This is a genomic window from Streptomyces sp. RP5T (assembly GCF_003933965.1).
Taxonomy (GTDB): domain Bacteria; phylum Actinomycetota; class Actinomycetes; order Streptomycetales; family Streptomycetaceae; genus Streptomyces.
In genome coordinates this window covers 1-11,762 of sequence record NZ_RSAJ01000251.1, presented here as the reverse complement: position 1 = coordinate 11,762, position 11,762 = coordinate 1, and the positions used below count along the sequence as shown (strand labels likewise).

Annotated in this window: 12 protein-coding genes; 8 read left to right on the top strand and 4 right to left on the bottom strand. The window is 72.7% G+C overall.

All coding sequences use genetic code 11. From position 1 onward, the window contains the following. Window positions 1-426 (bottom strand): SPW repeat protein (locus EHS43_RS24475; protein WP_125192913.1); only part of this gene is annotated, 426 nt, incomplete at its 3' end. Between the two features lie 258 nt (window positions 427-684). Between EHS43_RS24475 and EHS43_RS24470 the strand changes: the two genes are divergently transcribed. Continuing rightward, window positions 685-1,713, top strand: a complete 1,029-nt coding sequence (locus EHS43_RS24470; protein WP_125192912.1) for a MerR family transcriptional regulator — start codon at window positions 685-687, stop codon at window positions 1,711-1,713. A 1-nt stretch (window position 1,714) separates the two neighbouring features. Here the strand turns inward: EHS43_RS24470 and EHS43_RS24465 are convergent, their stop codons facing one another. Then, window positions 1,715-3,088: a deoxyribodipyrimidine photo-lyase gene (locus EHS43_RS24465; protein ID WP_125192911.1), complete on the bottom strand. Its 1,374-nt coding sequence runs from the start codon at window positions 3,086-3,088 to the stop codon at window positions 1,715-1,717. Window positions 3,089-3,124: 36 nt separating this feature from the next. Continuing rightward, window positions 3,125-4,651 carry an SDR family oxidoreductase gene (locus tag EHS43_RS24460; protein ID WP_125192910.1) on the bottom strand — a complete coding sequence of 509 codons (1,527 nt, stop codon included), beginning with the start codon at window positions 4,649-4,651 and terminating at the stop codon, window positions 3,125-3,127. Window positions 4,652-4,756: 105 nt separating this feature from the next. Here EHS43_RS24460 and EHS43_RS24455 point away from each other — a divergent pair, with 105 nt between their 5' ends. The 5 genes from EHS43_RS24455 (at window position 4,757) to ssuE (ending at window position 8,705) form a co-directional block, all read left to right on the top strand. Next, window positions 4,757-5,260 carry a MarR family winged helix-turn-helix transcriptional regulator gene (locus tag EHS43_RS24455; protein WP_125192909.1) on the top strand — a complete coding sequence of 168 codons (504 nt, stop codon included), beginning with the start codon at window positions 4,757-4,759 and terminating at the stop codon, window positions 5,258-5,260. A 135-nt stretch (window positions 5,261-5,395) separates the two neighbouring features. Then, window positions 5,396-7,459 carry an MMPL family transporter gene (locus EHS43_RS24450; protein WP_125192908.1) on the top strand — a complete coding sequence of 688 codons (2,064 nt, stop codon included), beginning with the start codon at window positions 5,396-5,398 and terminating at the stop codon, window positions 7,457-7,459. A gap of 53 nt (window positions 7,460-7,512) precedes the next feature. Then, complete coding sequence (locus EHS43_RS24445; RefSeq protein WP_030325729.1) at window positions 7,513-7,701, top strand: hypothetical protein; 189 nt, start codon at window positions 7,513-7,515, stop codon at window positions 7,699-7,701. A gap of 216 nt (window positions 7,702-7,917) precedes the next feature. Then, window positions 7,918-8,001, top strand: a complete 84-nt coding sequence (locus EHS43_RS48995) for a putative leader peptide (RefSeq protein WP_369009051.1) — start codon at window positions 7,918-7,920, stop codon at window positions 7,999-8,001. A gap of 149 nt (window positions 8,002-8,150) precedes the next feature. Next, window positions 8,151-8,705: an NADPH-dependent FMN reductase gene (gene ssuE / locus EHS43_RS24440; RefSeq protein ID WP_125192907.1), complete on the top strand. Its 555-nt coding sequence runs from the start codon at window positions 8,151-8,153 to the stop codon at window positions 8,703-8,705. A 266-nt stretch (window positions 8,706-8,971) separates the two neighbouring features. Here ssuE and EHS43_RS24435 read toward each other — a convergent pair whose 3' ends face one another. Beyond that, on the bottom strand, window positions 8,972-10,018 hold the full coding sequence (locus EHS43_RS24435) for an acyl-CoA dehydrogenase family protein (protein ID WP_125192906.1): 1,047 nt from the start codon (window positions 10,016-10,018) through the stop codon (window positions 8,972-8,974). A 94-nt stretch (window positions 10,019-10,112) separates the two neighbouring features. Here EHS43_RS24435 and EHS43_RS24430 point away from each other — a divergent pair, with 94 nt between their 5' ends. Continuing rightward, window positions 10,113-10,469: a YciI family protein gene (locus tag EHS43_RS24430; protein ID WP_125192905.1), complete on the top strand. Its 357-nt coding sequence runs from the start codon at window positions 10,113-10,115 to the stop codon at window positions 10,467-10,469. Then, window positions 10,469-11,638 (top strand): RNA polymerase sigma factor, encoded by a 1,170-nt coding sequence (locus EHS43_RS24425; protein WP_125192904.1) that lies wholly within the window; start codon window positions 10,469-10,471, stop codon window positions 11,636-11,638. The genes EHS43_RS24430 and EHS43_RS24425 overlap by 1 nt, the downstream gene beginning before the upstream one ends. The last annotated feature ends 124 nt before the right edge of the window (window positions 11,639-11,762 follow it).

Sequence of the window (11,762 nt, the reverse complement as noted above, 5' to 3'; positions counted from 1 at the left end):
GCTCTTCGCCGCCGTGACCGTGCACATCAGCCCCAGGATCACCGCGAGGCCGCCGATGATGATGTTGTTCAGCGCCACACCGGTGTCCGGGCTGTCGCCCACGACCCAGGGAGCGATGATCATCCAGATGCCGACCGCGCAGAACGCCCAGCTGAGGCCGTACATGCGCTCAGGGGTCTGGGTGAATCCGAGGGCCAGCAGGCCGATCGCAATGCCCACGATGATGTTGTGGGGCACGAGGGCGGGCTGGCTCGTCGTGTAGTGGAGTATCCAGGGGGACACCGCGCAGTACAGACCGAGGAGGAACACCGGTCCGTCCACGAGCGCCACATCGCGACCGCCGAGCATGCGGGCATAGCGTTCCCGCATTTCCGGAGCGTCGGGATGACTGGTGATGTCACTTCTGGAGTGCGAGACGTTGGCCATGATCGTCTCCTTTGACTGACTGGCCTGACCGCGTCTGTGCGGTGTGCGGTAAGCGCCGCCTCTCCCCATTCTGCTCTTATTTTCCCTTTATGTGTAGCGGAGGCCGGGTCGGGGTGCCCGGGCGACCGATCACCCACGCACCGCTTCTGCATCGAATATTCCAGCGACCTGTGGTCCACACGGCCACCGTGCCCGCCGCAGTCCGGAACAGGGCCACTCTCGGCAACTCGCATCGCTTCTGCGTCGTATAGTCGTGGCATGAGTGGCATACCGGACGGTGCGCAGGCCGTGGACCTGCCGGAACCGGCCTCCCCCGACACCGCGACGAGTCTCACCACGGGCGCCCTGGCCCGTCGGCTGGGTGTCTCGCCCACCACGCTGCGCTCCTGGGACCGCCGCTACGGCATCGGCCCGGCCGTCCGCACCGACGGCCGGCACCGCCGCTGGACCTCGCGGGACATCGCCGTGCTGGAGGCGATGTGCCGGTTCACCTCCGCGGGTGTGCCGCCCGCCGAGGCCGCCCGCGCCGCCAAGGAGGCGGCGGCACCGGGCGCCGGCGCGGCCCAGCCGAGGACACCGGAGCCCGCGAGCCGTCCCCGGTCCCGGGCGGCCGGCGCCCTTCCCCTGGGCGATGTGCGCCAGGAGTGCCGAGGCCTCGCCCGTGCCGCCGTACGTCTCGACGCGCCCGCCGTGGAGGAGCAGTTGACCGCGGCGATCGAGACGCACGGCGTCGCCGTGGCCTGGCATGAGGTGATGGTGCCCACGCTGCACGCGGTGGGCCGCAAGTGGGCCTCGTCCGGGGACCGTTACGTCGAGGTCGAGCACCTGCTGTCCTGGCACATGTCCACCGCGCTGCGCCGCTGCACCCGCCCGCCGGCCCGACGGGGCGACGCGCTCGGTCCCGGGCCGGTCGTGCTGGCCTGCGTCCCCGGCGAGCAGCACACGCTGGCGCTGGAGGCGCTCAACGCCGGCCTGGCCGAACGCTCCCTGCCCACCAGGATGTTCGGGTCCGCCGTGCCCGTGGAGGCGCTGACCGCCGCGGTGGACCGGCTCGGCCCGGCCGCCGTCGTCCTGTGGGCACATGCCCGCTCCACGGCGAGCCTGCCGCTGGCCCGGCACATCGCCGGTGCCCAGTGGGGTGTCAAGGGCGCCCGCAGGAGGCCCGTGGTGATGCTGGGCGGCGCCGGCTGGCTCGGCCGCCCCGGCCCGGGGATGCTGCGGCCGACGGGGCTCCAGGACGCGGTGGACAGCCTGGCCGCCCTCTACGCGGCCGAGCCGTCCGCCTGAGTCAGCCGCGGTCACGGGCCCGTTTGAAGCGGGCGAGCCCTTCGGACAGCTCCACGATCGGGTCCGGATAGTCCAGTGCGGCGCGGTCCGGACCCCGCAGTTTCCACGGCTCGTGCACCACCGGCCCCTCCAGCGCGGCCAGTTCGGGAACCCAGCGGCGCACGTACGCGCCGTCGGGGTCGTACCGCTTGGCCTGGGTGACCGGGTTGAGGACCCGGTTGGGGCGGGTGTCGGTGCCGGTGCCCGCCATCCACTGCCAGTTGAGCTGGTTGTTGGAGAGGTCACCGTCGACCAGCAGGTCCAGGAAGTGCCGGGCGCCGATCCGCCAGTCCACGTACAGGGTCTTGGTGAGGAAGCAGGCGGTCAGCAGGCGGCCGCGGTTGTGCATCCAGCCCTCGTGGCGCAGCTGGCGCATCGCCGCGTCGACGATCGGGTAGCCGGTGCGGCCCTGCTTCCACGCCTCGATGTCCTCGCCCGCGTTCTGCTCGGAGCGCCAACGGTCGTGCTTGGTGCGGTAGTCGGAGGCGGCCGCGGCGGGACGGGCCGCGAGCACCTGCCGGTGGAAGTCGCGCCAGGCCAGTTGCCGTACGAAGGCCTCCGCGCCCGGACCGCCCGCCCGGCGCGCCCGGTGGACGAGCTCGACGGGGGAGAGGGTGCCGAAGTGCAGGTGCGGGGAGAGCCGGGAGGTCGCGTCGCCGGCCAGGTCGTCGTGGCGGTCGCCGTAATCGGCCAGGCCGCTTCGCAGCCAGCCGGTGAACCGCTTGCGGCCCTGTGTCTCACCGCCGGCGGCGAGTCCTTCCGAGAGCCCGGACAGCTCGTCGCGGGACGGCAGCGGCTCCGATTCCACGCCGTCCGGGACCCGCACGGTCCACGGGGCCCCGAGCGGGTCCCGCAGCCGCTCCTCGGACCAGCGCCGGAAGTAGGGCGTGAAGACGGCGAAGTGGTCCGAGCTCGCCGGGACCACCGCACCGGGGGCGACGGCCGTGGTCACCGTGTCGTGGACGTGCAGCCTTACGCCCTCCGCCTCCAGGGCCCGGCGCAGCCGTTCCTCGCGCCGGTGGGCGTGCGCGCTGACGTCGGACGTCATGTGCACCTCGTCGGCGTCCGCCTCGGCGGCGACCTTGCGCACCTGGTCGACGAGGTCGCCGGAGCGCAGGACCAGCCGGCCGCCCCGCTCGCGCAGACCGGCGTCGAGGTCGCGCAGGCAGTCGGCGAGGAACGCCAGCCGGTTGGGGGCGGCGAAGCCCGCCGCGTCCACGGCCCGGTCCCGTACGAACAGCGGGACCACCTGCTCGGTGCCGTCGAGGGCCGCCGCGAGCGGCGGGTGGTCGTGCAGACGCAGGTCGCAGGTGAACAGGACGACCGAGATGCTCATGGTGCGTACTCCTGGGGGCGCGAAGGAGCCGGAGGGTCAGTGGGCAGGGGAGTGGTGAGGTTCGTGAGCCGCCGACGCCGCCGCGGCGCGGGCGATGTTGCGGGCCATGCCGCCGAAGACGATCGCGTGGAAGGGCGAGACGCTCCACCAGTAGGCCTGGCCGAGCAGTCCGTGCGGATGGAACAGGGCGCGCTGCCGGTAGCGGGTGCGGCCGTCCTCGTCGGTCGTCACACCCATCTCCAGCCACGCCAGGCCCGGCAGCCGCATCTCCGCCCGCAGCCGCAGCAGCCTGCCCGGTTCGATCGCCTCCACCCGCCAGAAGTCCAGCGAGTCGCCGACCCGCAGCCGGGCCGCGTCGCGGCGGCCCCGGCGCAGTCCGACCCCGCCCACCAGCCGGTCCAGCCGGCCCCGCACCGCCCAGGCGAGCGGGAAGGAGTACCAGCCGTTCTCACCGCCGATGCCCTCCACGACCCGCCACAGCGCCTCGGGCGAAGCGTCCACCAGCAGCTCCCGGTGGTCGCTGTAGAGACTTCCGCCGGCCCAGTCGGGGTCGGTGGGCAGTGAGTCGCTGGGGGCGCCCGGCACCGAGGCCGACGACCACCTGGTGGTGACCCGTGCCTCTCGCACCCGTTGCAGCGCCAGTCGTACGGCGTCGTCGAAGCCGACCGGTTCGACGGGCGGGCCGGGCAGATGGCGGACGATGTCGTTCTCGCGGCAGACCACCTCGTGCCGCAGCGACTCGGTGAGCGGCCGGGCGATCGAGGCGGGCACCGGCGTCACCAGACCCACCCAGTGGCTGGAGAGCCGGGGGGTGAGCACCGGCACCGGAACGATGACCCGGCGCGGCAGCCCGGCGACCGCGGCGTACCTGAGCATCATCTGCCGGTACGTCAGCACCTCGGGGCCGCCGATGTCGAAGCCCCGGCTGACCTCCGCCGGCATGCGGGCACTGCCGACCAGCGCCCGCAGCACATCGCGGACCGCCACGGGCTGGACGCGGGTGTGCACCCAGCTCGGGGTGACCATCACGGGAAGGCGTTCGGTCAGGTAGCGCAGCATCTCGAAGGAGGCGGAACCCGAGCCGATGACGACGGCCGCCCTCAGGACCGTGGTCGGGACCCCGGAGTCGAGCAGGATGCGGGCCACCTCCGCGCGTGACCGCAGGTGCGGCGAGAGCTCGTGCTCGGGCACGCCCGCCGGGATGAGCCCGCTGAGGTGCACGATCCGCCGCACACCCGCCTTGCGGGCCTGCTCGGCGAAGATCCGCGCGGCCCTGCGGTCGGTGTCCTCGAACCCCTTGCCGGAGTTCATGGCGTGCACCAGGTAATAGGCCACGTCCACCCCGTCCAGGGCCCGGGCGACGGACGCGGCGTCGGTCACGTCACCCGCCACCACCTCGGCACGGCCGGCCCAGGGATGGTCGCGCAGCCGGTCGGGGGAGCGGGCCAGACACCGTACGCGGTAACCCGCCTCCAGCAGTTCGGGGACCAGGCGTCCGCCGATGTATCCCGTCGCACCGGTCACCAGACACAGTGGTCCCGCGCGCGAGTCGTCGTGCTCCATCGCCTGCGCCCTTTCTGTCGTCCCCTGCTGATCACTTCGACCGCCGGGCGCGGTTCGGATGCGGCCCGGGTCCGCGGGAGCGCGCCGCTTCTATACGCTGATCACGTGGCCACAGCGAACCAGCGGGACCAGGACGAGCGACCGGAGCCCGGCGCGGGCGGGCCGCCGACCGACCTGTACACCTTCGCCGTACGGCTGCGTCGCATGAACGGCGAGATCAACCGTCTCGTGCAGGGTTTCGCCGGTGACCACGGTCTGCACGCCACCGACATCCAGGCGCTCGCCGCGATCATGGACGCGGAGGAGCCCATGACCCCCGGCGGTCTGCGCCGCCACCTCGGGCTCACCTCGGGCGCGGTGACCGCGTGCGTGGACCGGCTGGAGCGGGCGGGCCACATCCGCCGGGTCCGGGAGAGCACGGACCGCAGGGTCGTCCATCTGCGATACGAACCGGACGCCCGGGCGGCCGCGCGCTCGTACTTCCGTCCGCTCGCCGGGGCGACCGAGGCCGCCCGCGCCCGCTTCGACGAGCAGGAGCTGGCCGTGGTCGTGCGCTTCCTGGAGGCGCTGAACGAGGAACTCGCCGCGGTGCGGCCGGACGGCGGCTGATCCGGACGGGCGGGGCGCATCCGCGGACCGGCCGACGGGGGAAGCACAGGTGTCGACTACGATCACCGACACGATTTAACTCAATGATTGAGATTGTTTTTCATCGAGTTACACGTCCCCGAACCCTGGAGACCGATGTCCCCCGCCCGACGCACCCGTGTGCTCGTCCCGCTCCTCCTGCTGGCCGTCTGGCTGGTCGCCGGAGGCGCCCTCGGCCCCTTCGCGGGCCGTCTCGGCGAGGTCGCGACCAACGACCAGGCCGCGTTCCTGCCGCGCAGCGCCGAGTCGACCGCGGTCATCGCCGAGCAGAAGAAGTTCCGGCAGAACGAGACCCTGCCCGTGATCGTCGTCTGGACCGACGGCGCGGTCGCCGACCGGAAGGCGGACGCCGACCAGGCGCTCGACTCCCTCGCCGACCTGCCGGGAGTCGCCGGCGAGGTGTCCCCCGCGATCCCCTCGAAGGACGGGAAGGCCCTCGAAGGCGTGGTACCCCTGCGCCCCGACCTCGGTGACCGCCTCCCCGACACCCTCGACACCATCCGGTCCGCCGCCGAGCGCGTCCCCGGCACGACCGTCCAGCTCGCCGGACCCGCCGCCACCCAGGCCGACCTGTCCGACGCCTTCGCCGGCATCGACGGACTGCTCCTGGCCGTCGCGCTCGTCGTCGTCCTGGTCATCCTGCTGCTGGTGTACCGCAGTGTGCTGCTGCCGCTGGTGATCATCCTCGGCTCGGTGTTCGCCCTCGGTGTCGCCTGCGCCGTCGTGTACGCCCTGGCCGACCACGACGTCGTCCGCGTCGACGGACAGGTCCAGGGCATCCTCTCCATCCTCGTGATCGGCGCGGCCACCGACTACGCCCTGCTGCTCACGGCCCGCTACCGCGAGGAACTCGCCCACGGCGCCGACCGGTTCGGCGCCGCACGGGCCGCAGTGCGGCAGTCCTGGGCCGCCATCGTCGCCAGCGCGGCCACCGTGGCGCTCGGACTGCTCGCCCTGCTGCTGAGCGACCTCACCAACAACCGCGCCCTCGGCCCCGTCGGCGCCATCGGTATCGCCTGTGCCGTCCTGACCTCCCTGACCTTCCTGCCCGCCGCCCTCGCCCTGCTCGGCCGCGCCGCCTACTGGCCGGCCCGCCCCCGCTCCGCGGACGAGACCCGCGAGGGCGTCTGGCACCGGGTCGCCGCCCTCGTCGACCGGGCGCCGCGCAAGGTCTGGGCACTCACCCTCGTCGTCCTGCTGGCCGGTGCCGCCTTCGCGCCCGCCCTCACCTCGAAGGGCGTCCCCCTCGACGAGACCTTCGTCGACGACGCCCCCTCGGTGGCCGCCCAGCAGACCCTGAGCCGGCACTTCCCGGCCGGTTCCGGCAACCCCGCCGTGGTCGTCGCGGACGCCGACCGGCTCACCGAGGTCGTCCGGGCGGCCGACAGGACCGAAGGGGTCGCCTCGGCCACGCCGGCCGGCGCCTCCGGACGTCCCGGCGCCGCCCCGCTGGTCGTCGACGGCCGGGTCCGTGTCGACGTGACCCTCACCGCGGCCCCCGACAGCGACGCCGCCAAGGAGACCGTGGCCCGGCTGCGCACCGCGCTGCACGGGGTGCCGGACGCCGACGCCCTCGTCGGCGGCTACACGGCCCAGCAGTACGACACCCTGCGCACCGCCGAGCACGACCGCACCCTCATCGTCCCCGTGGTCCTCGCGATCATCCTGTTCATCCTGGTCGTCCTGCTGCGGTCACTGCTGCTGCCCGTGCTGCTGGTCGCCACGGTGGCGCTCAACTTCCTGACCACGCTGGGCGTTTCGGCACTCGTCTTCCGCCATGTGTTCGGCTTCACCGGCACCGATCCCTCCGTGCCGCTGTACGGGTTCGTGTTCCTCGTCGCCCTCGGCGTCGACTACAACATCTTCCTGATGTCCCGGGTCCGCGAGGAGTCGCTGCGGCACGGAGTACGGCAGGGAATGGCACGCGGCCTGATCACCACGGGCGGTGTCATCACCTCCGCCGGAGTGGTGCTGGCCGCCACCTTCGCCGCCCTCGGGGTGATCCCGCTGGCCTTCCTCGCCCAGATCGCCTTCATCGTCGCCTTCGGTGTCCTGCTCGACACCCTGGTCGTCCGGTCCCTGCTCGTGCCCGCGCTGGTGCGGGACATCGGGGCCCGCGTCTGGTGGCCGACCTCTGTCGACGAAACCGAGAAGGCATGACATGTCCCCCTGAATCCCGGGCAACCGCTCAGGTACGAGACGGTTCGTCAGCGATGTTGGAGGTGTCTGCCGCTATGAGCGCCAAGGTGTTGGAGCGGTTTCCAGCGGGAGCTCCGCGCGGATCGTGGCCGGCAGAGGAGTACGCGGCGCAGAGGCGGGCGCAGGGTGAACCGGCGACCGTCGTGATGGACATCCAGTCCGACGCGTTCCTCGTGGTGGTCCCCGGGCGGGACGAGGACTGAACAAGAGAGGTCGGCTGGGCGGCCCGGAGCAGCGGCCCCCGGCGCGAGCGCAGCGATGGGGGTCCCCCCTCGGCCGATGCCGGGGAGGACCCCCGCGGTGTGTGAAAGGGTTTCATGGGTTTCCCTGTCACACGCCCTGAGATTCAACGGTCCGAGATTCGAGACCGGTCCAGGTTTCCTTGACGCCTCTCACCACGGGCTGTCACGATCGGCGACATGAAGACGCGACTGGACCTCACGCGGCGACGCCATGTCGACCTCGCGCGCGTCTCCAGCGCCTCCTGTCGCGCCGCGGCCTGATCAAATCCCCTGGATCCGCCGCGTTTTTCTCTTCTCCCGTGATTTTCCACGCCTGAATTCCGTGCGCCCGTGCGCCTTTTGAATTCGGCGTGCTCCAAAACATTCCGTAACGAGCATCACGCATGCCCGCTTTTCACGAAAGAGAACCCATGGCCACCGTCCTGTCCGTCTCCGGCAGCCCCTCCGCGTCCTCCCGCACCAACCGGCTGCTGCGCCACCTCGACCAGCGCCTCGCCGCCCAGGGGCACGAGGTGATCCCGCTCGACGTGCGCGACATCCCCGCCCAGGCCCTGCTCGGCGCCGACTTCCAGCATCCGGCGATCGTCGAGGCGGCCCAGCTGTTCGCGCGCGCCGACGGGGTCGTCGTCGGCACCCCCGTCTACAAGGCCTCGTACTCCGGAGTCCTCAAGGCGCTCCTGGACCTGCTCCCGCAGTACGCCCTGGCCGGAAAGACCGTGCTGCCGCTGGCCACCGGGGGCTCCACCGCCCACGTCCTGGCCATCGACTACGCCCTGCGGCCCGTCCTCAGCTCGATGGGCGCGGCCCACGTCGTGCAGGGCTGGTTCACCCTCGACAGGGACATCACCGTGCACGAGGACGGGGTGCTGAGCGTGGCGCCGTTGGCGACCGAGGCTCTTGCCCAGGTCGTCGACCAGTTCTCGACCGCGCTCGGACGGCGTCCGGTCCTCGCGGCGGCGGGCTGAGGACCATGTCCGTCGACGAGCTCGTGCTCTGCGGCTGCCCGCACCTGGAAGGAACAGCCCGTGAGCGACGGGCAGTTGACCGGGCCTTCCGTAGCGGCTTCGGTGCTGTTCCTCCACTCCGCGCCTCGGCGAGCACGGCGCGGTCCTCGACCGGCTCCCGCGCACCGGGCCCTCGTCCGCGAGTACGTCGGTTCGGCCGGCAGCCCGGACCGCAGCCCGCAGCCCGCAGCCCGCAGTCCATGACCAGCCCGTCGGACCCCGGCCGGCTAGATCTCCGCCAGAGCGTCCAGATGCGCGCGGCGCACCTCGGTCGTCTGCCCCTGCACGAGGAGGAACATCCCCTCCCGGTAAAGCCGTTGGGCCGTGCCGTCGAGGCCCAGGGCCCGGCCGCCGCCGGCCACCACGGCCGCGGTCGTGGCGGCGCGCATCAGGTCGTACGACTGTGTCTTGAGCGCCAGCCGTTCGGGGACGCGCTCGTACGGGACGGGGTGTTCGGCGAGGTCGTACACCTGCGCGCGCACCTCGTCGAGACGGCCGCGCAGCGCACCCGCGGTCTCGAACTCCCCGGCGTCCTCCAGCACTTGCAGCGCCGCGTACGCCACTCCGAAGACGGCGGGGGAGGCGTTGGTGTTGCGGGGCCGGTCCAGCAGGGCGAACTTCTCCTGCGGGGTGCGCAGCACCACGGCGTCCTCGGGCAGCCACAGGCCGTCCAGTTCCAGCGCGACCGTCCGGGCCGCGGTGAGCGCCGCGAGCCGCATCGGAGCCGACGCCCGCAGCCCCGGCTGCTCGCGTGCCTCGGTGAACGCGAACACCACCTCGTCCGCCTCGCTCACCCCGGCCAGCAGTATCACGTCGTTCAGGCCCCAGCCCGTGTACCAGGGCACCCTGCCGTCGAACCGCCAGCCGCCCCGCTCGGCGCTCGCCCGCACCGGCACCCGGGGAAACGCCCTGACATGCGCGAACGCGATCCCGGCCAGCGACTCACCGGACGCGAGGCGCCCCAGCAGCCGCTCCCGCGCCGGCAGGTCGGTCTGCGTGAGCAGCCGTACCGGCGAATGGTGCTGCGTCTGCACGAACCAGGTCGAGCAGCACGCCCCGGCGAGGATCTCCTGCACCTCCCGCGCCACCGCGTCCGGGGCGCCCGACCCGCCGTACTCCGGCGGCGCGCTCACCCCGAGCAGCCCCGAGCGCTTGATCGCGTCGAGGTGGCCCTGCGGTACGCCCTCCTGGTCGACGCGCGCCGCGTGCGGGGCGAGGAGGCCGTCCGCCAGGGCGCGGGCGGTGGCGAGGAGCGGGTGCGCTGCGGTGGTCATGGAAAGGATTCTCCCGATTCCGCCGCGCGCGGTGTCGATCCCGGGGTGGGCCGTTCGTGTAGGAGGTGAGAGACACTCACAGGAGGAGACGGACATGCGGTACTACCTGCTCAACGTCATGCAGCCCGGCTGGGACGAGCTGCCCGCCCCCGAGGAGCTGGCCGAGATCGGCGAGCGGCTCGACGCCTTCCACCAGGAACTCCGCGAGGCCGGTGCCTGGGTCTTCGCCGGAGGACTGCACAGCCCCGACGCCTCGACCGTGCTGCGGCCCCGCGACGGGGACGTGCTGATCACCGACGGACCGTACGCCGAGGGCAAGGAGCAGCTCGGCGGCCTGTGCATCGTGAAGGCGCCCGACCTGGACGCGGCCCTGGAGTGGGGGCGCAAGGCGGCCCTCGCCACCACCCTGCCCATCGAGGTGCGGCCCTTCCAGCACGAGTCCGAGGACTGATGACCCCGGACATCGAAGGCGTCTTCCGCGAGGAGTACGGCCGCGCGGTCGCCGTCCTCGTCCGCTTCCTCGGCGACATCGACCTCGCCGAGGAAGCGGTCCAGGACGCCTTCACCACGGCCGTGCGGCGCTGGCCGGAGACCGGAGTGCCGCCCAGCCCGGCCGGCTGGATCATCACGACCGCCCGCAACCGCGCGATCGACCGGCTGCGCCGGGAGTCCACCCGCGAGGCCCGCCACGCCGAGGCCGCCCTGCTGCAAGCCCCCGACGCACCGCCCGAGGAGGGCCCCGTGCGCGACGAACGGCTCCGCCTGATCTTCACCTGCTGCCACCCGGCCCTCGCGCCCCAGGCACAGGTCGCCCTCACCCTCCGGCTGCTCGGCGGCCTCAGCACCGCGCAGATCGCCCGCGCCTTCCTGGTCCCCGAGCCGACGACGGCCCAGCGCCTGGTCCGCGCCAAGGCCAAGATCCGCGACGCCCGCATCCCCTACCGCGTCCCCCGCGACGCGGACCTTCCCGACCGGCTCAAGGCCGTGCTCGCCGTCGTCTACCTCATCTTCAACGAGGGCTACGGCGGCACCCCCGAGCTGTGCGCCGAGGCCGTTCGCCTGGGCCGGCTGCTGGCCGAGCTGATGCCGGACGAGCCCGAGGCCACCGGTCTGCTCGCGCTGATGCTGCTCATCGAGTCCCGCCGGGCCACCCGCACCGACGAGCGCGGCGCGCTCGTACCGCTGTCCGAGCAGGACCCCGCCCGCTGGGACCGCGCGCTCGTCGCCGAGGGCCGGTCACTCGTACGGCGCTGTCTGCGCCGCAACCAGCCGGGCCCCTACCAGATCCAGGCCGCCATCCAGGCCGTCCACAGCGACGCGCCCACCGACTGGGGACAGGTCCTGCGCCTGTACGACCAGCTCATGGCCGTGGCGCCGAGCCCTGTCGTGGCCCTGAACCGGGCGGTCGCCGTGGCCGAGACCGAGGGACCCGCGGCCGCCCTCGCCCTGGTGGACGCGCTGGACCTCGACGGCTACCACGTCCGCCACGCCGTACGGGCCGACCTGCTGCGCCGGCTCGGACGCGAGGCGGAGGCCGCGGACGCCTACGCGCAGGCCGCCGCACTCACCGCGAACCCGGCGGAGCGCGCCTATCTGGAACAGCGCCGCCGAGCGCTGTGACGCCGGCTCGGAAAATATTGGCGGGGGGCCGGAATTTCCCCGGACACCAAAAGGTTGCAATATACATCTGACCGTCGAGACCCCGGCCGCAAGGCCCGCGCACCCCAGCGAGGCACCCGTGAAC